This window comes from Maricaulis sp. D1M11 (assembly GCF_047308265.1).
In the GTDB taxonomy this organism is placed as follows: domain Bacteria; phylum Pseudomonadota; class Alphaproteobacteria; order Caulobacterales; family Maricaulaceae; genus Maricaulis.
The window spans coordinates 64,645-88,192 of sequence record NZ_JBKQWY010000004.1 but is presented as its reverse complement, the minus strand read 5'-3'; the positions used below and the strand labels follow the sequence as shown (position 1 = coordinate 88,192).

General features: G+C 60.6%; 29 protein-coding genes. 23 read left to right on the top strand and 6 right to left on the bottom strand.

Annotated elements, in window-relative coordinates; translation table 11 throughout:
• Window positions 1-24: 24 nt before the first annotated feature.
• From rpsN to RMQ97_RS08910, 15 genes are all read left to right on the top strand, one after another.
• Window positions 25-330 (top strand): 30S ribosomal protein S14, encoded by a 306-nt coding sequence (gene rpsN, locus RMQ97_RS08980; protein ID WP_413660532.1) that lies wholly within the window; start codon window positions 25-27, stop codon window positions 328-330.
• Window positions 331-344: 14 nt separating this feature from the next.
• Complete coding sequence (gene rpsH / locus RMQ97_RS08975) at window positions 345-743, top strand: 30S ribosomal protein S8 (protein WP_413660531.1); 399 nt, start codon at window positions 345-347, stop codon at window positions 741-743.
• A gap of 12 nt (window positions 744-755) precedes the next feature.
• A complete protein-coding gene (rplF, locus tag RMQ97_RS08970; RefSeq protein ID WP_413660530.1) occupies window positions 756-1,289 on the top strand; it encodes a 50S ribosomal protein L6 in 534 nt (177 codons plus the stop codon).
• 8 nt (window positions 1,290-1,297) lie between these two features.
• Window positions 1,298-1,660, top strand: coding sequence for a 50S ribosomal protein L18 (gene rplR, locus RMQ97_RS08965; protein ID WP_413660529.1), 363 nt, complete (start codon window positions 1,298-1,300; stop codon window positions 1,658-1,660).
• A gap of 12 nt (window positions 1,661-1,672) precedes the next feature.
• Complete coding sequence (gene rpsE / locus RMQ97_RS08960; RefSeq protein ID WP_413660528.1) at window positions 1,673-2,320, top strand: 30S ribosomal protein S5; 648 nt, start codon at window positions 1,673-1,675, stop codon at window positions 2,318-2,320.
• Window positions 2,321-2,332: 12 nt separating this feature from the next.
• The gene (gene rpmD, locus RMQ97_RS08955) at window positions 2,333-2,518 is read left to right on the top strand and encodes a 50S ribosomal protein L30 (RefSeq protein ID WP_413660527.1); all 186 of its coding nucleotides are present in this window, start codon (window positions 2,333-2,335) and stop codon (window positions 2,516-2,518) included.
• Between the two features lie 37 nt (window positions 2,519-2,555).
• Window positions 2,556-3,032, top strand: coding sequence for a 50S ribosomal protein L15 (gene rplO / locus RMQ97_RS08950; protein WP_413660526.1), 477 nt, complete (start codon window positions 2,556-2,558; stop codon window positions 3,030-3,032).
• Between the two features lie 39 nt (window positions 3,033-3,071).
• Entirely contained in the window at window positions 3,072-4,409 is a 1,338-nt protein-coding gene (gene secY, locus RMQ97_RS08945; protein WP_413660525.1) for a preprotein translocase subunit SecY, read from the top strand.
• Complete coding sequence (locus RMQ97_RS08940) at window positions 4,406-4,972, top strand: adenylate kinase (protein WP_413660524.1); 567 nt, start codon at window positions 4,406-4,408, stop codon at window positions 4,970-4,972. Before secY ends, RMQ97_RS08940 begins: the two co-directional genes overlap by 4 nt.
• Window positions 4,973-5,116: 144 nt before the next feature.
• On the top strand, window positions 5,117-5,485 hold the full coding sequence (rpsM, locus tag RMQ97_RS08935; RefSeq protein WP_413660523.1) for a 30S ribosomal protein S13: 369 nt from the start codon (window positions 5,117-5,119) through the stop codon (window positions 5,483-5,485).
• A 10-nt stretch (window positions 5,486-5,495) separates the two neighbouring features.
• Window positions 5,496-5,885, top strand: a complete 390-nt coding sequence (gene rpsK, locus RMQ97_RS08930; RefSeq protein ID WP_413660522.1) for a 30S ribosomal protein S11 — start codon at window positions 5,496-5,498, stop codon at window positions 5,883-5,885.
• A 78-nt stretch (window positions 5,886-5,963) separates the two neighbouring features.
• Window positions 5,964-6,983 (top strand): DNA-directed RNA polymerase subunit alpha, encoded by a 1,020-nt coding sequence (locus RMQ97_RS08925; protein ID WP_413660521.1) that lies wholly within the window; start codon window positions 5,964-5,966, stop codon window positions 6,981-6,983.
• 45 nt (window positions 6,984-7,028) lie between these two features.
• Window positions 7,029-7,445 (top strand): 50S ribosomal protein L17, encoded by a 417-nt coding sequence (rplQ, locus tag RMQ97_RS08920; RefSeq protein ID WP_413660520.1) that lies wholly within the window; start codon window positions 7,029-7,031, stop codon window positions 7,443-7,445.
• Window positions 7,446-7,556: 111 nt separating this feature from the next.
• Window positions 7,557-8,954 (top strand): Do family serine endopeptidase, encoded by a 1,398-nt coding sequence (locus RMQ97_RS08915; RefSeq protein WP_413660519.1) that lies wholly within the window; start codon window positions 7,557-7,559, stop codon window positions 8,952-8,954.
• Between the two features lie 123 nt (window positions 8,955-9,077).
• Window positions 9,078-10,406, top strand: a complete 1,329-nt coding sequence (locus tag RMQ97_RS08910; protein WP_413660518.1) for a replication-associated recombination protein A — start codon at window positions 9,078-9,080, stop codon at window positions 10,404-10,406.
• Between the two features lie 7 nt (window positions 10,407-10,413).
• Here the strand turns inward: RMQ97_RS08910 and RMQ97_RS08905 are convergent, their stop codons facing one another.
• Window positions 10,414-11,085 carry a hypothetical protein gene (locus RMQ97_RS08905; protein ID WP_413660517.1) on the bottom strand — a complete coding sequence of 224 codons (672 nt, stop codon included), beginning with the start codon at window positions 11,083-11,085 and terminating at the stop codon, window positions 10,414-10,416.
• Between the two features lie 478 nt (window positions 11,086-11,563).
• Between RMQ97_RS08905 and crcB the strand changes: the two genes are divergently transcribed.
• From crcB to RMQ97_RS08880, 5 genes are all read left to right on the top strand, one after another.
• Window positions 11,564-11,947, top strand: coding sequence for a fluoride efflux transporter CrcB (crcB, locus tag RMQ97_RS08900; RefSeq protein WP_413660516.1), 384 nt, complete (start codon window positions 11,564-11,566; stop codon window positions 11,945-11,947).
• Complete coding sequence (locus RMQ97_RS08895; protein WP_413660515.1) at window positions 11,944-12,936, top strand: RluA family pseudouridine synthase; 993 nt, start codon at window positions 11,944-11,946, stop codon at window positions 12,934-12,936. The genes crcB and RMQ97_RS08895 overlap by 4 nt, the downstream gene beginning before the upstream one ends.
• The gene (locus RMQ97_RS08890; protein WP_413660514.1) at window positions 12,933-13,628 is read left to right on the top strand and encodes an HAD-IA family hydrolase; all 696 of its coding nucleotides are present in this window, start codon (window positions 12,933-12,935) and stop codon (window positions 13,626-13,628) included. The genes RMQ97_RS08895 and RMQ97_RS08890 overlap by 4 nt, the downstream gene beginning before the upstream one ends.
• The gene (locus tag RMQ97_RS08885) at window positions 13,625-14,386 is read left to right on the top strand and encodes an ATP12 family chaperone protein (RefSeq protein WP_413660513.1); all 762 of its coding nucleotides are present in this window, start codon (window positions 13,625-13,627) and stop codon (window positions 14,384-14,386) included. The genes RMQ97_RS08890 and RMQ97_RS08885 overlap by 4 nt, the downstream gene beginning before the upstream one ends.
• Before the next feature lie 75 nt (window positions 14,387-14,461).
• Window positions 14,462-15,145, top strand: a complete 684-nt coding sequence (locus tag RMQ97_RS08880) for a 2OG-Fe(II) oxygenase (RefSeq protein WP_413660512.1) — start codon at window positions 14,462-14,464, stop codon at window positions 15,143-15,145.
• A gap of 84 nt (window positions 15,146-15,229) precedes the next feature.
• Here the strand turns inward: RMQ97_RS08880 and RMQ97_RS08875 are convergent, their stop codons facing one another.
• Window positions 15,230-16,315, bottom strand: coding sequence for a GNAT family N-acetyltransferase (locus RMQ97_RS08875; protein WP_413660511.1), 1,086 nt, complete (start codon window positions 16,313-16,315; stop codon window positions 15,230-15,232).
• 156 nt (window positions 16,316-16,471) lie between these two features.
• Here RMQ97_RS08875 and RMQ97_RS08870 point away from each other — a divergent pair, with 156 nt between their 5' ends.
• Both RMQ97_RS08870 and RMQ97_RS08865 read left to right on the top strand, forming a co-directional pair.
• Window positions 16,472-18,004 carry an acyl-CoA carboxylase subunit beta gene (locus tag RMQ97_RS08870; RefSeq protein ID WP_413660510.1) on the top strand — a complete coding sequence of 511 codons (1,533 nt, stop codon included), beginning with the start codon at window positions 16,472-16,474 and terminating at the stop codon, window positions 18,002-18,004.
• Window positions 18,005-18,029: 25 nt separating this feature from the next.
• Window positions 18,030-19,190, top strand: coding sequence for a hypothetical protein (locus RMQ97_RS08865; protein WP_413660509.1), 1,161 nt, complete (start codon window positions 18,030-18,032; stop codon window positions 19,188-19,190).
• Window positions 19,191-19,284: 94 nt separating this feature from the next.
• On the opposite strand, the gene RMQ97_RS08860 is transcribed toward RMQ97_RS08865, so the two are convergent.
• The 3 genes from RMQ97_RS08860 to RMQ97_RS08850 all read right to left on the bottom strand — a co-directional run bounded on the left by RMQ97_RS08860 (window position 19,285) and on the right by RMQ97_RS08850 (window position 20,894).
• Window positions 19,285-19,440, bottom strand: coding sequence for a hypothetical protein (locus RMQ97_RS08860; RefSeq protein ID WP_413660508.1), 156 nt, complete (start codon window positions 19,438-19,440; stop codon window positions 19,285-19,287).
• Window positions 19,441-19,829: 389 nt separating this feature from the next.
• Window positions 19,830-19,967, bottom strand: coding sequence for a hypothetical protein (locus tag RMQ97_RS08855; protein WP_413660507.1), 138 nt, complete (start codon window positions 19,965-19,967; stop codon window positions 19,830-19,832).
• Between the two features lie 12 nt (window positions 19,968-19,979).
• Window positions 19,980-20,894 (bottom strand): pirin family protein, encoded by a 915-nt coding sequence (locus RMQ97_RS08850; protein ID WP_413660506.1) that lies wholly within the window; start codon window positions 20,892-20,894, stop codon window positions 19,980-19,982.
• A gap of 145 nt (window positions 20,895-21,039) precedes the next feature.
• Here RMQ97_RS08850 and RMQ97_RS08845 point away from each other — a divergent pair, with 145 nt between their 5' ends.
• Complete coding sequence (locus tag RMQ97_RS08845; protein ID WP_413660505.1) at window positions 21,040-22,047, top strand: LysR substrate-binding domain-containing protein; 1,008 nt, start codon at window positions 21,040-21,042, stop codon at window positions 22,045-22,047.
• Here the strand turns inward: RMQ97_RS08845 and RMQ97_RS08840 are convergent.
• Window positions 21,981-23,540: a LytR/AlgR family response regulator transcription factor gene (locus RMQ97_RS08840; RefSeq protein WP_413660504.1), complete on the bottom strand. Its 1,560-nt coding sequence runs from the start codon at window positions 23,538-23,540 to the stop codon at window positions 21,981-21,983. The genes RMQ97_RS08845 and RMQ97_RS08840 overlap by 67 nt on opposite strands.
• Window positions 23,541-23,548: the final 8 nt, after the last annotated feature.

Genomic DNA, 23,548 nt, shown 5'->3' with positions numbered 1-23,548 from the left:
GGGTCCCGCACGCAGGAGGTAAGAATGGCGAAGAAAAGCGCTGTTGAACGCAATCGCAAACGTGAGCGTCTGTCTCAACGTTATGCGGCCAAGCGAGCACAGCTGAAGGCAATCGCGCGTGACCGCGATCTGCCGATCGAAGAACGTTTCAAGGCTCAGCTCAAGCTGTCGGCCCTGCCGCGCAACTCGGCTCCGATCCGGATCCGGAATCGTTGCGGCATCACCGGCCGTCCGCGCGGTTACTACCGCAAGCTGAACATGTCTCGTATCGCACTGCGCGATTACGCCAGCTCGGGTTTTGTCCCGGGCATGGTCAAGTCGAGCTGGTAAGGGAGGTCTTATAGATGACTGTGAATGATCCTCTCGGCGATATGCTGACCCGTATCCGCAACGCGCTGATGCGCAACAAACGCTCGGTGAACACGCCGGCGTCTGCGCTCCGCGGTCGCGTTCTCGAAGTCCTGAAGTCGGAAGGCTATATCCGCGGCTATGCCGAGGTTGAGCACGCCACCGGCATGAAGGAGTTCGAAATTGAGCTCAAATACTACGAAGGCGATTCCGTCATTCAGGAGATCAAGCGTATCTCCAAGCCGGGCCGTCGTGTGTATTCCGGAGTGAAGGATTTGCCGCTCGTCCAGAACGGTCTCGGCATTGCCATCCTGTCCACGCCCAAGGGTGTGATGTCGGATGCCAATGCACGCGAGGCCAATGTGGGCGGCGAAATCCTTTGCCACATCGCCTAAGGGAGCGCCGTTATGTCTCGTATTGGTAAACTCCCTGTCGCCCTGCCGTCTGGCGTGACTGTCACCCTGACCGACACGGATCTCACCGTGAAAGGTCCCAAGGGCGAGCTCTCCATGAGCTTCGTGTCTGACGTCACAGTCGCACAGGGCGAAGATGGTCTGACCGTGACCCCGGTTGATGAAACCAAGCGCGCCCGTGCCATGTGGGGCATGCAGCGCGCCTTGATCGCCAACCTGGTTGAAGGCGTGGTCAAGGGTTTTGAGAAAGATCTTGAACTGGTCGGCGTCGGTTACCGCGCGCAGATGCAGGGCAAGGATCTCAAACTCTCCCTGGGCCTGTCTCACGACGTGATCTACCCGACCCCGGACGGCATCACCATTACGGTGGCTAAGCCGACCGAGGTGAAAATCGCTGGCGCTGACAAGCAAAAAGTGGGTCAGGTTGCCGCCGAAATCCGCCGTTTCCGTCCGCCGGAGCCGTATAAAGGCAAGGGTATCAAATACGCGGGTGAGTACATCCGCCGTAAGGAAGGCAAGAAGAAGTAGGTCGCACGATGAAGACTTCACGCGAAAAAATGCTCCGTCGCGCCCAGCGCGTTCGGACCCGCCTGCGGAAGCTCGCCAACGGACGTCCGCGTCTGTCCGTCTTCCGCTCTTCGAAATACATCTACGCCCAGATCATCGACGATGTGGCTGGCACGACCCTGGTACAGGCCTCTTCCCTGGAAGATGTCGTCAAGGCCGAACAGCCCAAGACCTGGAACACCGAAGCGGCTGCTCTCGTGGGCAAGCTGCTGGCCGAGCGCGCCAGCGAAGCCGGTGTGAAAGAGGTCATCTTCGATCGCGGCGGTTACATCTATCACGGGCGTGTCAAATCGCTCGCAGAGGCGGCCCGCGAGGGCGGCCTGAGCTTTTAAGGGAGCGGCAGCATGGCTCAGCAGAACGAGCAACAACGCGGCCGTGGCCGGGGTCGCGGCGATCAAGAGGGCCGCGGTCGCGGTCAGGGCGGTCGTGGACGTGACAACAACCGGCGTGATCGGGACCAGGAGCGCGAAGACGAACTCGTCGACAAGCTCGTCCACATCAACCGCGTTGCCAAAACCGTTAAGGGTGGTCGGAACTTCCAGTTCGCTGCTCTGGTAATCGTGGGTGACCAGAAAGGTCGCGTCGGCTTCGGTCAGGGTAAAGCCCGCGAAGTGCCTGAAGCGATCCGCAAGGCCACTGACGAAGCCAAGAAGTCCATGATCCGCGTGCCGCTGCGCGAGGGCCGGACCCTGCACCATGATGGCCGCGGCCGTCACGGTGCCGGCAAGGTCGTCCTGCGGGCTGCGCCTCCGGGTACCGGTGTGATCGCCGGTGGTCCGATGCGTGCGGTTCTGGAAACTCTGGGTGTGCAGGACGTGGTTGCCAAATCCATCGGCACCTCGAACCCGTACAACATGATCCGCGCCACTTTCGACGCCCTCAAAGGCCAGCTGAGCCCGCGCTCTGTTGCCGCCAAACGGGGTCTGAAAGTCGGTGATCTGGTGAACCGCCGTGATGACGGTGCGTCTTCACCGGAAGCAATCGAAGCGTAAGGAGCGTCAAAGATGGCTAACAAAACCATCAAAGTGCGTCAGACGGGCAGCCCGATCCGCCGTCCGGAAGATCAGCGCGCGACGCTCATCGGTCTCGGTCTCAACAAGATCGGCCGTGAACGCGTCCTGGAAGACACGCCGTCTGTCCGTGGCATGATTGCCAAGGTCAGCCATATGGTGGAGATCGTCGAAGAGTAGGTCCTTCGGGAAACCGCTATTTCGAATGGAGAACGACATGCGTCTCAATGAATTGCGCGATAATGACGGTGCCGCCAAGCTGCGCCATCGCATTGGCCGCGGTATCGGGTCCGGCAAGGGCAAAACCGGTGGTCGCGGTGTAAAGGGTCAGAAGTCCCGGTCCGGTGTGGCCATCAAGGGCTTCGAGGGCGGCCAGATGCCGCTCCACATGCGCCTGCCCAAGCGCGGCTTCAACAAGCCGAACCGCAAGGCCTGGTCCGAGGTCAATCTCGGCCGTCTGCAAAAGGCGATTGATGCCGGCAAGCTGGATGCGTCCAAGCCGATCGATGCGGCTGTTCTGATCGAGGCCGGCGTTCTGCGCCGTGAGCTCGACGGCGTCCGCCTGCTTGCGAAAGGCGAGCTGAATACCAAGATTGAGTTGACGGTGGCCGGTGCCTCCAAAACCGCCATTGCCGCGGTCGAGAAGGCCGGTGGATCCGTCACGCTCAAAACGGTGGCACCGGCTTCGGAATAACCGAAGTCGGGCTCAGCCCGTCTCGTCAGGGGAGTATTCATGGCTTCAGCTGCAGAACAGCTTGCTGCAAATCTCAACTTCAGCGCCTTCGGCAAGGCCAAGGAGTTGCAGCAACGCATCCTGTTTACCATCGGTGTGTTGATTGCCTATCGCATCGGTACCTACGTACCGCTGCCGGGCATCGACCTGGTGCAGTATCAGGCTTTCTTTGATCGTCAGGCCGGTGGCCTGTTGTCGACATTCTCCCTGCTGGGCGGCGGTGCCGTCGAGCGGATGGCGATTTTCGCGCTGAATGTCATGCCGTATATCTCGGCCTCGATCATCATGCAGCTGATGTCCGCCTCCATCCCGAGCCTTGAAAAGCTCAAAAAGGAGGGCGGCGAAGCCGGCCGCAAACAAATCAACCAATATACGCGCTATCTGACCGTGCTCCTTGCGGCCGGTCAGGCCCTTGCGATTGCATTGGGCATGAGTGCTGTGGATCCCAATTCTGGCGCCTCCCTGGCGATTAATCCGGGGCCCTTCTTTGTGGTGTCCACCGTGACCACGCTTGTCGGCGGCACCATGTTGCTTTTGTGGATGGGCGAGCAGATCACCGCGCGCGGTGTCGGCAATGGTGTCTCCCTGATTATCTTTGCGGGCATTATCGCGGAAGTTCCGCGCCAGCTATTTAGTGCGTTGAACTCTGCGGCGTCTGGTGGCTCCGCTGCGAACTTCCTGTTTGCAACGGTCATGATCATTGCCGGCCTGGTTCTGGTGGTGTTTATCGAGCGTTCGCAGCGTCGCCTGATCGTTGAATATCCCAAGCGTCAGCAGGGCAATCGCATGGTCGGAGGCGATAAACAATTCCTGCCGCTCAAGCTGAACACCGCGGGTGTTATTCCGCCGATCTTTGCGTCCTCGCTTCTGCTGCTGCCGGCGACGGCTTTGGGCTTCCAGGCCCAGTCCGGTCCGGAATGGCTGCAGACCATGGTGGCCTGGATTGGCTGGGGACAGCCCGCTTTCATGGCGCTCTACGCGCTGCTGATCATTTTCTTCTGTTTCTTCTACACGTCGATCGTGTTCAATCCGGAAGAGACAGCCGACAATCTGCGCAAGTCCGGAGGCTTCCTGCCGGGGCGTCGCCCGGGTGCTGCGACCGCCAATTATCTGGACTTCGTGTTGTCACGCCTCACGCTTATCGGTGCCGGTTATCTGACTTTGGTCTGTCTTGTGCCGATGTTCTTCTTCAGCTCCAACACAGCGCTGGGCGGTACCTCCTTGCTGATTGTGGTCTCTGTCACCATGGATACGGTGTCCCAGATCCAGTCGCATCTGTACGCCCACCAGTATGAGAGCCTGATCAAGAAATCGAAACTGCGGGGACGGCGTCGATGAACATTATTCTTTTCGGACCGCCGGGTGCGGGTAAGGGAACACAGGCCAAGATGCTCATCGAGCAGCGCGGCTGGGTTCAATTGTCCACCGGCGACATGCTTCGGGCGGCCAAGGCCGCCGGTACGGAGCTGGGCAAGCGTGTGGCGGCCATCATTGATGCCGGCGAGCTTGTGTCCGATGAAATCGTGATCGCCCTGATCAAGGAGCGTCTTCCCGAAGCGGAAGCTGCAGGCGGAGCGATTTTTGACGGGTTTCCACGCACCGTCGCACAAGCCGAGGCGCTCGATGCGCTTCTGGCCGAGCGTGGAACTCAGGTCGATGTCGTGATCGAGCTGAAGGTTGTGGACGACGAGCTGATCCAGCGCCTGGTTAAACGGGCGGCGGAGCAGGGACGGGCTGACGACACGGAAGAAGTCATCCGAAATCGTCTCAAAGTCTATTACGACCAGACTGCACCGTTGATTCCCTATTTTGCCGATCAGGGCAAACTGAAGGAGGTCGATGGCATGGGTAGCATGGAAGAAGTTGCAGCAGGAATTGCAGCTGCTTTGGACGCTAAGTGAATTAAGCGTGTTGTAACCCCATTGACGGGGGGGCAACGCTGACTGTAGATAGCGCCCTTCGCAAAACGGGCGAGCACGAGCGGTGACCGAAAGGTCGCCCCTTTGTTCGTCCGTGATTGGCGTTTTGAAATTAGGAGATGGATCGTGGCCCGTATCGCCGGCGTCAACATTCCGACAAACAAGCGCGTTTTGATCGCGCTGCGTTACATTCACGGCATTGGCCCGGCCAAAGCCGCAGAGATCTGCGAAGCGGTAAACATCGCTCCGGAGCGTCGTGTCAGCGAATTGTCTGACGCGGAAGTTCTTCAGATCCGTGAAGTCATCGACCGTGATCACCTCGTTGAAGGTGATCTGCGCCGTGAAGTCGCTGTCAATATCAAGCGCCTCATGGACCTCGGCAATTATCGTGGCCTGCGCCACCGTCGGGGTCTGCCGGTTCGCGGTCAGCGTACGCACACCAATGCGCGCACGCGCAAAGGCCCGGCGAAGCCGATCGCCGGCAAGAAGAAGTAGGGCCTGAATCATGGCTAAAGACCAAGGTCGCGTTAAGCGCCGCGAGCGTAAGAACATCACGTCGGGTGTTGCCCACGTGAATGCGAGCTTCAACAACACGATGGTGACCATCACCGACGCCCAGGGAAATGCAATTTCCTGGTCGACGGCCGGTCACATGGGTTTCAAGGGTTCGCGTAAATCGACCCCGTATGCTGCTCAGATGGCTGCCGAAGATGCCGGCAAGAAAGCCATGGAGCACGGCATGAAAACCCTGGAAGTCAAAGTCTCCGGTCCCGGTTCGGGTCGTGAGTCAGCACTGCGGGCACTGCAGGCCGTCGGCTTCACCATCACCACCATCCAGGATGTCACGCCGATCCCGCACAATGGCTGCCGTCCGCCGAAACGCCGCCGGGTGTAATTTCTCAGCCGCGTATTGGGTTGGGCCTGGACACGCACTCCCTGTTCGGAGTGCTGATATGCAAGGGGCATAACGACCGTGATCGAAAAAAACTGGCAAGAACTCATTCGCCCGATGAAGCCTGAAATCGAACCGGGTCATGATCCGGAACGTCAGGCCAAGATCGTCGCCGAGCCGCTCGAGCGGGGCTTTGGCATGACGCTTGGCAACGCGCTGCGTCGGGTTCTGCTGTCATCTCTTCAGGGTGCAGCAGTGACCAACGTCCAGATTGATGGCGTGGTGCACGAGTTCTCCTCGATCGACGGTGTTCGCGAGGATGTCACGGACATCGTCCTGAACATCAAGCAAATCGCACTTCGCATGCACAGCGAAGGCCCGAAACGACTTGTTCTGCGCAAGACCGGTCCGGGTGAAGTCACCGCAGGTGATATCGAGGAAACGGCCGATGTTGAGGTCGTGAACAAGGATCTGGTGCTTTGCACGCTCGATGAGGGTGCCGAGATCCGGATGGAGTTCACGGTCAATACCGGCAAGGGCTATGTCCCGTCTGACCGCAATCGTCCGGAAGACGCTCCGATCGGCCTGATCGGCGTCGACGCCCTGTACAGCCCGGTTAAGCGCGTCTCCTGTCACGTGGAAAACACGCGTGAAGGCCAGGTGCTCGACTATGACAAGCTGATCATGGAAATCGAGACGGACGGCACGGTCACGCCGGAGGATGCTGTGGCGTTTGCTGCGCGCATTCTGCAGGACCAGTTCCAGATCTTCATCAATTTCGAGGAAGCTGCGGACGTCCGGGCACCGGAAGACGACAAGCCGGAGCTGGACTTCAATCCGGCCCTGCTCAAGAAGGTGGACGAGCTGGAACTGTCTGTGCGTTCCGCCAACTGCCTGAAGAACGACAACATCGTTTACATTGGCGATCTAATTCAGAAGTCCGAGGCAGAAATGCTGCGGACCCCGAACTTCGGTCGCAAATCGCTGAACGAAATCAAAGAAGTCCTGGCTCAGATGGGTCTCCACCTGGGCATGGAAGCACCGAATTGGCCGCCTGAGAATATCGAGGATCTGGCCAAGCGTTATGAGGATCATCTCTAAGCGGCTGCCGGGAGGCACCCCCTTAGGGTCTGAGGAGATTTTGCCATGCGTCACGGCATTGCACACCGCAAGCTCAATCGCACGCACTCGCACCGCAAGGCGATGCTGGCCAATATGGCTGCGTCCCTGATCGAGCACGAGCAGATTGTTACTACCCTGCCGAAGGCCAAGGAACTGGCTCCGTTCGTCGAGAAGCTCGTCACGCTGGCCAAGCGTGGTGATATTCACGGACGTCGTCTGGCCCAGTCCAAGGTTCGCAATGAAGAACAGGTCAAAAAGCTGTTCGACGTTCTTGGCGGTCGTTACGCCGAACGGAATGGGGGTTACACCCGCGTTCTCAAGGCCGGTTTCCGCCATGGCGATAATGCGCCGATGGCCGTGATCGAGCTGGTGGATCGTGATCCGTCTGCGAAAGGTGCGGCTGATCGCGCCCGCCTCGAAGCTGAAGAGGCGAATGACTAGGCTGTAAAGCCTTAGTCATGACCGGTTCAGACCGGATGAGATGTGATGAGGCGGCATGTTTCTTAAACGTGCCGCCTTTTTCTTGCCTATCGTTCTGACTATATGGCCTTCATGCTCAAACACACTCTCGCCGTTCTGGCCTCCGCCCTGTCTCTCACTACCTTGCCCGTTCAGGCGCAAAACGCTGAACTGGCTGGCGCACCCGATCGTATCGTTCCGGATAATCAGCACCAGGTGCGGCTGTCCTATGCGCCGATCGTGTCCGAGGCGGCTCCGGCTGTGGTCAATGTTTATTCGACCCGTACCGTACGCCAGCGCGTCTCCTTCTTTTCCAACCGGACTGCGGAACGCGAACAGAATTCCCTTGGCTCTGGCGTGATTGTCGAACCGTCGGGCATTGTGGTGACCAATCACCATGTCGTGGCCAATTCCGACGCGCTGCGTGTGGTGCTTGCGGATCGTCGCGAGTTTGAAGCTGAGATTCTTTTGACCGATGAGGCGACGGACCTGGCGGTGCTACGCATCGAGGCGGATGAACCCCTGCCTGTCCTGCCGTTCGACATGACCGCAGACAATGAGGTGGGTGATCTTGTCCTTGCGATCGGCAATCCCTTTGGTGTGGGGCAGACAGTGACCAGCGGGATTGTCTCGGCTCTGGCACGCACAGATGTCGGACGCGCTGATTTCGGCTCCTTCATCCAGACAGACGCTGCGATCAATCCGGGCAATTCCGGTGGCGCGCTGGTGAATATGGAAGGCGAGTTGATCGGCGTAAACACCATGATCTTTTCGCGCTCGGGCGGATCGAATGGTATCGGCTTTGCCATTCCCGTGGAAATGGTTCGGCGTGTGGTGGATTCCGCGATGAGCGAGGGCGAGTTGATCCGGCCATGGTTGGGCGCACGCCTGCAACCGGTGACCGGCGACCTGGCCGATGTGTTCGGACTGGACCGACCCCGCGGCGCGGTCGTCAACGAGATTTACCCCGGTGCCGCGGCCGATGATGCCGGCCTGTTGCGCGGGGATATCGTGCTGGCTGTGGATGGCCGCGATGTGAACGACGAATCCGGAGCGCGTTTCCACCTGGCCACCCGTGCCAATGGTGAGGATGCTCGTTTCACCATCCTGCGGGAGGGTGAGACACTGGATGTGGATGTTCCCGTCCTGCCCGCACCGGGCATTCGTGAGCCGGACCGGGTCCGTCTAGAGGGCGCACATCCCCTGGATGGTATCATTTTGGTCGAACTGTCGCCGGCCTTCAATGAAACGGTCGGGGTTGATCCCTTTGCAGACGGACTGGCGGTTTTCCGGGTCGAGCGCCGCACCCAGGCCAATTATGCCGGTTTCAGGCCCGGCGATATCCTCATTGAAGTCATGGGAGAGCCGGTCGAGACGGTCGAGGACGTACAGGATGTTCTGGCCCGCTTTGAGGGTGAGCGTCGCTGGCCTGTGGTGATCGAGCGCCGGGGTGAACGTCAGGAAGCCACGCTGAACCTTCGACGACGCTGACGGGCCAGATGTCGGGCCCCATCTCGGGAATTGAAGTGGCGCTCTGCATATTATGGCTAGACGCGTCACGCGGATGGCTCGATCCTGATGCCAACATGTTCTGGATAAGGGTCTTGGAGCCTGATGGCCGATCTTTTCAATACTGCACCCGGGTCCAGCCCGATATCGACCGAGGTGGCCGAAGATGCACCGCTCGCCGAGCGGCTGCGTCCGGCCCGTCTCGCCGATGTCATCGGACAGGAGCACCTCCTGACGGGGGAGGGGCCTCTGGCGCGCATGAGAGCCCAGGGACGCCTGTCCTCGATCATTCTTTGGGGACCGCCCGGTGTGGGTAAAACCACCATTGCACGGCTTCTGGCAGAAGAAAGTGGCCTGGATTTCGAACCCCTGTCTGCGGTCTTCTCGGGTGTGGCGGATCTCAAAAAGGCCTTTGAACGGGCCCGGACACGGCGTCGTTCAGGGCGCGGAACACTGTTGTTTGTTGACGAGATCCATCGCTTCAATCGGGCTCAGCAGGACGGCTTCCTGCCCGTTGTCGAGGATGGCACGGTGACGCTGGTGGGCGCGACCACGGAAAACCCGTCTTTCGAACTCAACGCCGCGCTTCTGTCGCGTTGCCAGGTTCTGGTGCTCAAACGCCTGGAACCTGTGTCCCTGGAGAAAATGTTGGAGCGTGCCGAGGCGGAAACCGGTCGCAGCCTGCCGCTGGATGCATCGGCGCGTTCGGCCCTCATCGACATGGCGGATGGGGATGGGCGTTATCTGCTGAATCTGGCCGAGGATGTGCTGGGCTTTCCGGCGGATACACCCGTTGACCGCGCTGGTCTGGCCGAGCGGCTCAACAAACGCGCGCCGGTCTACGACAAGGGCCGGGATGAACACTACAATCTGATCTCGGCCCTGCATAAATCCGTGCGTGGGTCCGACCCCGATGCCGCGCTGTACTGGATGGCCCGCATGCTCGAAGGCGGGGAAGATCCGCTCTATCTGGCTCGACGGATCGTGCGTATGGCGGTGGAGGATATTGGCCTGGCCGACAGCACGGCCGTCCATGCCGCTCTTGCGGCGAAGGAGACCTATGAATTCCTGGGCTCTCCCGAGGGTGAGCTGGCCCTGGCCCAGGCGGTCGTTCACCTCGCCAGCGCACCCAAATCGAACGCCGTTTATGTCGCCTACAAACGCTCGCGAAAATTGGCGCGCGAGACCGGCTCCTATTCACCGCCGGCGCATATTCTCAATGCCCCGACCAAGCTCATGAAAGAACAGGGTTATGGTGCTGGGTATGAATATGATCATGACGCTGAGCACGGCGTGTCCGGCCAGGACTATTTCCCCGAGGAGTTCGCGGACCGCCCGGTGCTCTACGAGCCCAAGCCGGTCGGTCGCGAAGCCGCGATCCGCGAACGACTTCAGCACTGGCAATCCATTCGCGATCAGCGCAAGGATCGATAGACCGGACTTACTCGGCTCCGGCGAGTTCCGGCGTACAGGCTTCGCCCACATCGGAGGGTGCTGTGTCCAGAGGCTGAAGACCAATGCGTTCGCGGCGCTGATTGACACGCCCGGCCGCGCGGATCGGCGAGGTCGCGATGAGGCCGTTGACGCATTCGGTCTGGGTCCCATAGATCTGGCGATTATTCTGGCTCAGTGCGAGAATATCGGCGAGCTCGGCATAGGTCTGGGCTTCATAGGTGCCTAAGCGCGCAGCGGGTTCCAGTGCCTCGACACGTATCGCGAGGCTGTCCGGATCCTGTTCCGACCAGAGTAGAACCTGTCGTGCCGCTGCCGATGCATCGCCCAGGCGACGGGCAAAACCGGGTTCAGCGACCCGGTCCGTGGCCCATCGGGCGCGTCTGAGCTGAAAGTCTCTGGCCTGGGCCTGAACACCACCGAGATAGTCGGCTCGTAGTTCCGGAGCAATGTCTTCGCGGCGTATGGCGGCGATGATGCGGGTCTGTAAATGGCGCTCTCGGGCCTGCCAGTCGGCAACCTCGCCCATGATTTCGGCCTCGCGGGCAAATCCCCTGCGGAAGTCATCCAGCAGAGCCTCGACCGCGACAGCGGGGGCGTCGGTCGTTGGGGATGTGTCCTGAAGATGAAGCAGACTAATCGCCAGAAGGGCGGTGATCATTCGAACTCTCCCGTTTTGCAGAGCAGCAGTTTAGCCACAGCGCCGCGTAACGGAAACATCCAGTGTGATCAACCGGTCAGTAAAAGCAGAAACGGCCGGATCAACCGGCCGAACGCTGACAGATCAGGCAATCGTGCTGGAGAGGCTCAGGCCCATAATGGTGATCACACCACCGGCCAGCAGAACATTGAGAACGATCGTCATGGATTGAGAAAAACGGTTCATAAGACTTTCCTTTGCGTACACATGTCGGCGGATCCGACATTCGTGAGCATAGATAGGCGGTTTCGGAAAAATCAGAACAGACGTTTCAGGAAGGCGCCATTGCGTAAACGCATGGCTAACTATGTAATGTTACAAAATGTGCATGATTTGGTGAGGCTGGGCTCATCAAACAGCGCTTCTGCCTTGCCCTTCGCCCCCACATCTTCCATTCCATGGGTTTGGCGGGCGACAACCGCGCAGAACAGGTCCGCGCATGCAGACTCTTCTCTTGATCGGTGCCGGGGGTGCCTTGGGGGCAATAAGCCGTCATCTGGTCGGACAGCTCGCCCTGCGACTGGTCGGACCGGGACTGCCGTGGGGAACGCTGGCTGTAAACTTGGTGGGTTCGCTTGCGATGGGCGTTCTCATCGGGGCGCTGGCGGCCTGGGGCAAGACGGATACGCACTGGCTGCGGCATGCGGCCGGAATTGGATTTTTGGGCGGGTTCACGACATTCTCCGCCTTCTCGCTCGAACTTGTCGTGATGCTGGAACGCAAGGCATGGGGCATGGCCCTGGCTTATATGAGCGTTTCGGTTGTCCTATCGGCGGGGGCTGTCATGGCCGGGCTGATGATAATGCGAAAGGTCACCGGATGAGCGGTGTGCAGACATTGACGGTGGAAACGGGGGAGGCCGGAGCGCGACTCGACAAGTGGTTCAAGCGGCGCTTTCCCCATATCTCCCACGTCCAGGTCCAGAAACTGTGCCGCAAGGGTCAGATCCGGATTGATGGTGGTCGGGTCAAGCCCGATGCCCGGGTCGAGGCTGGCCAGCTGGTCCGCGTCCCACCCTTGCCGGAACCCGGCGAGCAGACGCATCGTCCGCGCCTGAGCGAGCAAGATATCGACTACGTCAAATCTCTGGTGATCTATGAGGATGACGAGCTGATCGCCTTCAACAAACCCCAGGGACTGGCCGTGCAGGGCGGATCGAAGACCACCCGCCATCTCGATGGACTCCTGGATGCGTTTGGCGAGGGGCTACAACGTCCGCGCCTGGTGCATCGGCTGGACAAGGATACCAGCGGCGTTCTGGTGGTCGGCAAGACGCCGGCATCGACCGCACGACTGGCCAAGGCCTTCCAGTCGCATAAGACCCGCAAGACCTATTGGGCGATTGCCATCGGCGTGCCCAAGCCCAAGCTGGGTGAGATCAAGGGTTTCATGCGCAAAACGGCCGGAGCGGGCGGCGATCCCGATCGCGAGATCATGGTTGCGGCGGGCCATGGTGATGATGGCGCACAGCACGCCCTGACACGCTATACCGTGGTTGCCGAGGCGGGCCAGAAGGCCAGCTGGGTAGCGCTGCGTCCCGTGACGGGGCGGACCCACCAGCTACGGGTCCATCTCGCGGCCATGGGCACAGCCATTCTGGGCGACAAGAAATACACCTGTCACCGACCCGCTCCGGAAGACCTCGATCAGCGTCTGTGCCTGCATGCCCGGCGTCTGGAAATTCCTCGCTCGAAAGGCGCTCCTCTGGTGATCGAGGCCGATCTGCCGCCGGCGCTGGCAAAAATCTATGGCAAGCTGGGCTTTGATATTCGTGACGCCCATCCCGATATGATCGAGGACCAACTGGCATGAGTACAGACCTCAAACTGGCAATCTGGGATGTCGACGGCACAATTGTTGACAGTCGCCAGGTCATCCAGCAGGCCATGGATCGCGCGTTTCAACGCGCCGGCCTGGGCGGGATTGATTATGATCGCACGCGAACGATTGTGGGTCTCGAACTGACCGAGGCCGTGCGGCGCCTGGCCCCTGAAGATTATCCCGAGCTTCGGGTCGGGCAGCTAGCGACCTATTACAAGGAAGCCTTTGTGGAGCAGCGCCAGGAGCCGGGCTTTTATGAGCCGCTCTATGAGGGGGCACGCGAGACCATTGAGCGGCTGGCCGATGAAGGCTGGTTGCTGGGCGTGGCCACCGGCAAGGCGCGTCGCGGGCTGGACCGGGTGTTTGAAGATCACGACCTGCATCGCTTTTTCGATACATTCCAGACCGTGGATCACGGTCCAGGCAAACCACATCCGCGCATGGTGCTTGATGCCCTCAAGGAGACGGGGACCGATGCGCACCAGGCCGTGATGATCGGCGATACCAGTTTCGACATCACCATGGGCCGCAATGCCGGCGTTCATACGCTGGGTGTAAGTTGGGGCTTTCATCGGGTGGATGAGATCGAGGCCGCCGAGGCCCACGAGATCCACCATGATTTTACCGCACTGAACGCAGCGCTGGACGCTTTTGCGGCCCGCGTGGAAAAGACACCTGCATGACACAGACCTATGACACCAAGCCCGGTGTGAAAATACCCAGCCGGGAGGACAGCCTGCCCAAACGTTTCTACGAGACGGTGACGGTCGAGGCGATGGCGGACGGGTTCGCCATCCTGCTGGACGGGCGTGCGGTGAAAACACCGGCCCGGCAATCCCTGAGCCTGCCCACACAGGCGGCTGCGGATCTGGTGGCGGCGGAATGGGCGGCCCAGGGCGAGCGTATCGACGCGCCCAACATGCCGGCCACACGCCTGGTCTTTGTCGCCCTCGACCGGGTCAGCCAGGTGATGGAGGAGACCCGGGCGGAAATCGTGAAATACGCCTCGACGGATCTGTTGTGCTTCCGCGCACCTGAACCCGCCGAACTGGTGGCCGCCCAGAGCGCCGCCTGGGATCCGCTGCTCGGCTGGGCCGAGGAGACGCTGGATGCGCATTTCGCGGCGGCGCAGGGGTTGATGCCGATCGATCAGGATCCGGTCGCCCTGAGCCAGGTTCTCGCCGCCACACACGGTCTGGATCACTGGACGCTGACCTGCCTGGCCCACGCCACGGCGGTGTGTGGCTCGGCAATTCTCGGTCTGGCCCTGCTCAAGGGGCGCATTAATGGTGGTGAAGCCTTCACGCTTTCGACCCTGGACGAGCATTTCCAGATCAGCCAGTGGGGCGAGGATCACGAGGCAGCAGAGCGGCTGGCCCGGCTGAAAATCGAGTTGGAGCAGGTCGACGCCCTGCTGCGCGCTTTGGCCGCGCAGGCCTGAGCTTGAACGGCTCACGGTGTGTTATAATCTGCGCTGCGTAATTTGAGCGCACAGGAATAGTGGGAGTAAGGCATCATGGCCGATGGGGTTGAGGGCGTCGTGTCGGACGAAATGGTTGGCAAGACCGGTCCGGGCGGCATCATGGATTTCGACGCGCTGCGCCGGGCTGACGTCAAGCGCGAGCCTTATAGCTATTTCATCGCGTCCGAGGCTGTGGCCGATACGGACAGTGCTGCGATCCGCGCCGATTATCCCTTGATCGACAAGCCGGGATATCTGCCCCTGTCCAAGCTGGAGGCGTCCGGCGCGTTTGCGCGTTTGATGGACGATCTCAACTCGCCGCTCCTGGCCGAGGTGCTGAGCGAGAATTTCGGCATCGACCTGACCGACAAGCCGCGCATGATCACCGTGCGTCGCCTGTCCCAGCTGTCCGATGGCCCGATCCACAATGACAGCAAGTCGAAAATCCTGACCATGCTGACCTATCTCAATCCGGAATGGGATGGCACGGGCGCGGGTTGTATCCGCGTGCTCAATGGCAAGGATGATTTCGAGGACTTCACCGAGGAAGTGCCGCCGCTGCAGGGCTATGTCTTTGCCTTCCTGCGCGCCGACAATTCCTGGCACGGCCATCTGCCGTTCGAAGGCGAACGATTTGTGGTGCAGACCACCTTCCTCACCTCGCAGGAAGAGCTCGACCGCAAGGAAAATCGCGGCGGTCTGCAGTACTGGCTGAAAAAACTGAACCCGTTCCAGTAAGTCCGCCAACACATCGACATTGATGGCAAAACCACGATCAGGGCCCGGTCACACCGGGCCTTTTTATGTCGGCAAGGGGCAGGCCTAGAAACCGTGGACGGCGCTCATCTTGCCCAGCCGGCGAAAGGCCTTGCCTGGCCAGTGTGAGGCGGGACCCAGGGGCAGGGCGCGCGCGGTGGTGTCGATCAGCTCGCCGGTGCGCACGACCGCGGCGGTGAGGGAGGAGGCGAACCAGCGACCGCTCACCACGTCAAAATGCGTGTTGGCCAGGCGTTTCTTGAAGTCCATGTCACCGGGGCCGAGATGAATGGCGCTCACGCCTTCCTCGGCCAGCTGGCGGGCGATTTCCAGGAACAGCGTCAGGCCCGGACCGAATTTCGACCAGGCCGGATCGTAGACCGGGAACCAGTAGTGCAGAATATCCCTGTTCTGCATGCCGAAATGAGCCGCAATGATCTGGCCGTCCACCTCCACGGTCGACAGGCGACCGCGCAGACCTGAACCGTCTGTGGCAAAGAGGGTCTCGACCAGCTGATTGCTCCACTGCGCCGTGAACACATCGGTCGCACGGGTCTGGGCATATTGTGCCCGCTTGACCGCAAGGGTGTGCGCCAGGGCGTCGGGGCGTGTGTCATCGAGCCGGTAGACGATGTTGAAATCGCCCTCATTCAGCTTGCGCTGGCGCGAGCGGATATTGCGCATGGCTTTGGCGTCGGCCTTGCGGCGATCGTCCAGATAGGCGTCATAACCCGCGCTCAGATCCACCACCCAGGAGGGCTGGCGCTGCTGGGCCTTGTCGTGGAACAGGGCCTGGCTGGCGAGCGCGCCGTGATAGGTGAAGGAGGGCAGGCCCTTGCGCAGGGCACCATTGGTGCGTGTAAACGGTTCGCAGATCAGCCCGTGATGATCGCCCATGGGCCCCGAGAGTGGACGGGCAAAGCCGAAACGGGACGCATGAAAGGGCAGGAAGGCCGCCGGTGTTCCGTTTTGGTAAAGCACGGCCAGCCGTGTATCGGCCCGCAGACCGGCCAGGATACGGGCATAACCCAGATCAAAATAGGGACTGGCCAGCTCCGGATTAACCCTCTGAAACCCCTGCCAGTAATCACACTCCTGACGGGTCATCTGATCGACGGTCTTGATCTCGCAATTCAGGGCCATTGTGGACATTTCTGCCTCCCTTTCGCCGCTCTACGCTGCAAGCGGTGCGCCAGCTTGTCTGCGGGGGCGCAATCAGCGCATGGTCTGACAGGGCGGGAGATTGCTAAGCCTTTGCTTCGTCTGCTATGCCCCCAAAAAACAGATCACTCCGGGGAGTCCGCACGCATGAAACACATTCTGGAACAGCTGGAATCCAAACGGGCCGCCGCGCGGCTCGGAGGGGGCGAGGCCCGCATCGAGGCCCAGCACGCCAAGGGCAAGCTGACAGCGCGCGAGCGGATCGACCTCCTGCTGGATGAGGGCTCGTTCGAAGAGTGGGACATGTTTGTCGAGCATCGCTGCAGCGATTTTGGCATGGCGGACAAGAAAATCCCCGGCGATGGCGTGGTCACCGGACACGGCACGATCAATGGCCGTCTGGTCTATCTCTTCTCCAAGGATTTCACCGTGTTCGGCGGGTCCCTGTCGGAAACCCATGCGGCCAAGATCGTCAAGATCCAGAAAGCGGCGATCCAGAATGGCGCGCCGATCATCGGGATTTTTGATGCTGGGGGCGCGCGCATCCAGGAAGGTGTGGCCTCGCTGGGCGGCTATGCCGACATCTTCCTGCAAAACACGCTGGCCTCGGGTGTGGTGCCGCAGATCTCGCTGATCATGGGCCCGTGTGCGGGCGGCGATGTCTATTCCCCGGCGATCACCGATTTCATCTTCATGGTGAAAGACACCTCCTACATGTATGTGACCGGCCCGGATGTGGTCAAAACCGTCACCAATGAGGAAGTCACCCACGAGGAGCTGGGCGGGGCCTCGGTCCACGCCAAGAAGTCCGGCGTGGTGGACGGGGCGTTCGAGAATGATCTCGAAGCGCTGGACCAGATCCGTCGCCTGGTCGATTTCCTGCCCCTGTCCAATCGGGAAACCCCGCCGGTCCGCCCCAGCTATGATGATCCCGACCGGTCCGATCCCAGCCTCGATACGCTGGTGCCGTCCAATCCGAACAAGCCCTACGACATCAAGGAACTGATCGAGAAGGTCGCCGACGAGAATGATTTCTTCGAAATCTCGCCCGATTATGGCACCAATATCGTGATCGGTTTTGGCCGCCTGGAAGGTCAGAGTGTGGGCTTTGTGGCCAACCAGCCGCTCTCCCTGGCCGGCGTGCTCGATATCGATGCCTCGCGCAAGGCGGGCCGGTTTGTGCGCTTCTGCGATGCCTTCAATATCCCGATCATCACCTTTGTGGATGTGCCCGGATTTCTGCCCGGCACCAAGCAGGAATATGGCGGCCTGATCAAGCATGGCGCCAAGCTTCTGTTCGCCTATGCCGAGGCCACCGTGCCCAAACTCACCGTGATCACCCGCAAAGCCTATGGCGGGGCCTATGATGTGATGTCATCGAAACATCTGCGCGGGGATGTGAATTATGCCTGGCCGACCGCCGAGATCGCGGTGATGGGGGCCAAGGGCGCGGCCGAGATCATCCACCGCAAGGATCTGGGGGATCAGGCCCGGATGGCCGAACATGTCGCCGAGTATGAAGACCGCTTTGCCAATCCCTTCATCGCTGCCAATCGCGGCTATATCGATGATGTGATCATGCCGCATAATACCCGCCGCCGACTGGTGAAAGCCCTGCGCACGCTGGAGAATAAATCAGTCGAAAATCCCTGGAAGAAACACGACAATATCCCGCTCTAGCCCGGTTCAGATTTGGGACGGCTTAATGAGTAGATCAGTTCAGGAAGGTGTGCAGCACACAATGCACAACGTGGCATCATCGATTGTAACAGGACTGTCCGTCTTCGCGCTGGGGCTGATTGTATCTCTGCCAAGCCCGGTAGAAGCCCAAGTGACGGTAGAAAGTATCCAGTCTTACCTTGAAGACAGAGTCTCACCGGATGCGTGCTCGGACGCCGTGTCAGCGCTCATTTCGGTGCGCAACCAGACACCGGCCAGTGACGAGCATGTACGCACCCAGGAAATCGTGGGTTGGGGAGGGCCGGTTGAGGCAGATGTGGTGCAGCTGGCGCTGGAGACCGTGGAGCGATTTGAGTTCAGCGCTGAAAACCGCGATGTGGTCATGCGGTGTGGCGAGGCATACACCGACGCCCTGACACGTGGTCGGACCAGGTTGACGAGAATTGCACGCGAACCCGTTATCAGTCGCTATACACGCAACTCGATCTCTGAAACCACTTTTCTGGCAGCATGGGCGCGTGCGATTTCAGTTGAAGCTCAGTCACAAAATGCTCGGTCCGATATCGGTGCTCAGATCTGTCTGCTTGCCGTGGCTAGAGGTATTGCCAACACAGAAGACGCCATAATGTATGATCCAGCTTTGAGTGGATTTTTTGAGGGTTTGAGTGAGTTGGGTGATTGCGAGGCGATCACTAACCACAATGCCATCCAATGCCCTGACACAAGCGTAGATGAAATGCCCCTTTTGAGTTGGGAGCAGTTGTCAACGGTGGCCCCCGAAAACTGGGCGTTTGATCAAATATCATCAGTGGGTCAAATCGATCATGCGCCGGTCGAGGGCTTGCCCTCCGAATCCGTCAACCTGGGTGGTTTCTTGAACGCCTATGGCTCGCCCGACGAGGAGGAGGCAAGCTTTCTATTCGCGCCGTTCGTTCTCAATCTTGGGCCGTACGGCGCCATTTTCTCGTCCAACGACGTGATCAACCTGGATTTTTCCGGCGTACCGAATTTAGATCCACTGGCGCATCCTGCTGATACAGCCTTGGTTGTGAGCGGCCGGATCCGTGAACACCGAACGCGGGTGGTTTTTCCCTCGTCAGACGATCAATTTTTAACATCGAACTACGAGATAGTCGTGGAAGATCTGATTCCATACGCGTGTGTGCAGCCTCAAGAAGGCGATTAGGCATTGCGGGTGCACGTACGGCTTCACTCGTCGACCGTTTGGGTCGTGCGTAGCCAGTTGGTCTATTCTACGAAGCTCGATACCATTTTTGCACCTACAATTGAGGTGCCTTGGGCTTCACGATCGTGAAACGATGTTGCTCCGGCACGCCTTCATCGAATTCGGTCTCGAGCAGGACGAGACCCGGTTTGTCAGCGAGGGCACGCTCGAAGTTTCGAAAACACGTTTCTGTCGAATAAACGCGTGCCATAACCAAAACGTCAGAATGCTCTGGTCGGTGGTATTCTACCCCATTCCCGATGTTAAACCCGTTCATGAACAGCTCAATACTATACTCATCAGATCCAGCTGACCCATGGACGCCCCCCCAATTCCAACCGTGGGAAATTGAAAGGGATATGCCAGTGTAGTCCTCGAATGTGATTGCCGCGAACGTTATATCAAAGTGTTCGAGCATGCCTAAGTGGTATTTTAAAGGCTTTGCGGTCATCTTTTTCACTTATTCATTCAAGGAAGGGGATGCTTTGTTGGGCGCCATACAGGGTTTGAGTGTCTCGATAAATCACAATCGAGTTTTGGCGGAAATCCATTCCCGGAGGTGCGGTTTGCTGAGACATCGAGACCAACGCGTCAGCCAAGTCAACCCGCCGCCGCGACAAACTGGCCGTCTTCCTCGGGGCTGTCTGCGTCAACCCAGAAGGGGGGCATCTGGGTGGTGCGATCGGTCTCGGTGCGGCCGGGAGTTTGTGTGACGGGTTTGGTGAGCGGGGCTTTCACCCCGCCCGGCCATCAATCCACCGAACCGAGTTCGCCGCGGGCGTAGGCCGCCTGAACGGTATTGATTTCCTCCTGGCTCGACATGACAAACGGGCCCTGCTGGACAAAGGCTTCGCGCACGGGGACGGCCTGAAGCAGTGCAAAATGGCCGCCCTTCGAACTGACCAGCGTCAGCGTGCGGGCCAGATCCGCGGCGGGCAGGGCGACCGCCTGACCAGCCGGGATGCGGGTCAGCCCGTCCGCTGAGGTCGGTGTCGCGGCGGGATTGGCGTCGGGCGTGACGGTCTCATCGAGGCGCACGGCCAGTTCGCCCTCGACAGCCAGGATCCAGACCGCGTGCCCCGCCGGGCTTGCATGGCGAAACGTGCCGGCGGCCTCCAGCTGACCGTCCAGAATGGTCATGGGCAGGGCCGGGGAGTGCGCGCCCTCGATCCCGCCGGTCTCACCGAGCACCAGGCGCACACGATAGCCCTCGCCCGTGAGCACCGGCATGGCGGTGTGGGAGATGTGCAGCGCGTCGGGCGCGTCCTGCTTGTGGGCGGCGGGCAGGTTCACAAAGACCTGGAGACCGTGTGTGCGTGATCCCGGCGTGGGGGCTTCGTCATGCACAGCACCCCGGCCGGCCTTGAGCCAGTACAGATCGCCGGGCAGGAGATCGATGCGATGGCCCAGGCTGTCACGATTGTGGAAGCGGCCGACACTGTCTTCAAACAGGATGGACACAGCCGACATGCCTGCATGGGGATGCGCGCCAAAGGTCGGTTCGCTCATGGTGTAGTGGTCGACCATGACCAGGGGGTCCATGGCCCCGTCAAACTGGCTGTGACGGAAGGAGAGCGCGTCGAACCCGTTTCCATGGGTGAAGGGCTGACCGGCGACGGGCAGGGGGGCAGGCCGGGCGGTGGGTGTGGTGGTCGAGGGGGACATGCGGATCTCCTGTTGCGGGCGGGCCGTTCGGGCTGGCCTTGTGACGCGATATAAAAACGGGACACGGGTGGAGAAAACCGGCAATAATGGACCTCAGCGTTCCATTTGTAGGACGAAGGGTGGAGGCGAAGAGGGGTGAGGGCGAGTGGATCTCAATGATTACTGGTATTTTGTGCATGTGGTGGAGAAACAGGGCTTCGCCGCGGCGGGTCGCGCTTTGAACGTGCCCAAATCCCGCCTGAGCCGTCATGTCCAGGCCCTGGAAGACCGGTTGGGTGTGCGCCTGATCCAGCGGACGTCACGCCAGTTTGCCGTGACCGAGGTGGGCGACATGTTTTATCGCCATGCCCGCGCCGCCCTGGATGATGTGGACACCGCCGAGGCCCTGGTGCGGCAAAGCGCGACGGGAAGCCTGGCGGGGACGGTGCGGATCTCCTGTTCGGTCGGTATTGCCCAGTTTGCGGTCAGCAAGGCGGTGACGGGCTTTCTCAAGCTGCATCCCGGCGTGAGTATCCGCCAGCAGGCCATTAACCGCACGGTGGATCTGATCGAGGAGGGGGTGGATATGGTGCTGCGGGGTCATGCTGGCCCCTTGCCCGACAGCGATCTGATCCAGAAACCCCTGGTGGACGTGCCCTGGCGGCTGTTCGCCAGTGCGTCCTGTGTTGAGGCCGCCGGGGGGCTGACCTCGCCGGATGCGTTCAACGCAGAGACCGTCAAGACCGGCTCAGTCAAGACAGACTCAAACAGCACAGACCCAACCAAGACAGGCGCGCCGCCCGCAATTTACGGGCTTCAGACGGGCTGGCAGAGTGCGCAGGCGGTCTGGACACTGGACGGACCGGACGGGCGCAGTGCGCAAATCCCCTTTGTGCCGCGCCTGGCCAGTGACGACATGTCGACCCTCAAAGCGGCGGCCTGCGCCGGACTGGGCGTGGTGGCGCTGCCCGCCTATGTCTGCCGCAATGAGGTGCGGGACGGCTCGCTCGTGCGGGTCTTGCCCGACTGGTGCGCGCGGCGGGCCCGGATCAGCCTGCTCATGCCCTCGCGCAAGGGGGTATTGCCGGTGGTGCGCGCCTTTGCCGATTATCTGGCCGACGTCTTGCCGCGTGAACTGGCGGAGCCCGACTGCGGAGCGTCTGAGCCGATCTGACTTGTTCTGAGCCTGTCGCGCAGCTCGCCCACCAGGCCGCGACTGACCGGCAGGACGATCCCTGTGTCCAGATGAGCGCTATAGCGACTGCCCTGGGCCGTGGAGACCCGTTCAATTCGCGCCAGGGGCACGGCGTGTGAGCGATGAATGCGCACAACCGTGTCGGGCAGATGTTCAAGCACGGTTTTCAGGCTGCGATTATCGAGATTCCAGCGACCGTCGCGGCGATGCACTTTGGTATAATTCCCGGCGGCCTTGAGACAGGCGATATCCTCGATGGGCACCGAGACCTGGTCGCCGCCGGACTGGACGAGCAGACGGTCTGGCGGGCGCGTATGGACCGGGGGCGGGGAGAGCACATCGCGATGCAGACCCACCGCCAGGGCCAGCACGGTGGTGGCCAGCACATAGACGGCACGGTCGAGGAAATCGCCGGGAAACATCACCATATAGGCCAGGGCGATCAGGGCCATGGGCAAAAGGAGCCAGCAGACCGGCTCGCGGCGTCCGGCCCAGAGCAGGCCTAGCATGATCAGGCCCAGCATCCAGGCGAGGCCAAACACGGTCCGGGCGTCATACCCGGTCCACACGACCACCTGCACACCCAGGCCGAACACCGCAGCTGCGATACCGATCCGGGTGAGGCGCGCGGAGGTCTGCACCCAGCGTGTCAGGATAAAGCCGAACAGGCCGAGGACCGAGAGGAACAGACCCGTCATGGCGAGGGCCTGGCGCGGCTGATGCCAGCTATAGGGATAGTTCACCAGCGCGCGTGAAATCTCTGCGAGATCCGCCAGCCACAGGCCGCACAGCGCGCCGACCAGCCAGAGCAGGCGAGGATCACGCCTTTGCTGCCAGAAGCGGGCATAGATGAAGATCAGCGCGCCGATCACGCCGAGCAGGGTCAGGCTGGGCAGGTAGTAACGCAGCGAGCGCCGCGCGTCCGGGCGGTAGGGCTGAATGGACAGGCTTTGCACAATCGCGGCGGGCTCGTAACCGGCCTGGCTGGAGACCAGACGGATCAAGAGCCGGTTGTCGCGCGGCGTGATGACCTCGGCCGGGATGGCGATCAGGGAATCAATAGGCCCGGCGCGCTCGCGTCCGTCAAACGTAAGGACCTCACCCTTGCGGCCGATGAATTGCGAATTCCAGTACAGCTCTGCGGAAAACGGCCCGCTCATCTCGATCGCGCGCGGTGTGGTGTCGGCGACCAGGTCATCCGGGATCTCCCAGAAGATCCAGCCGGGTGTGTCGAGATCCTCGATCCGATGGGCCGGTGCGCGGGTCCAGGTGCGGGGAATACGGGTGAGGCGCCTGAAATCCGCATCATCGGTCTGCGTCCAGGCAACAGTGGGCGGGGCGACCCAATGGGTGTTTTGCGGCCCGACAAACAGCAAGGCCGCCGTGATGATGAGCAATACACCCAGCGAGGTGACCATTCGCCAGATAGAGCCAAGAATGCGGTGTGTCGGCGTGAGCCATTCATCCAGCATGGGAGCCG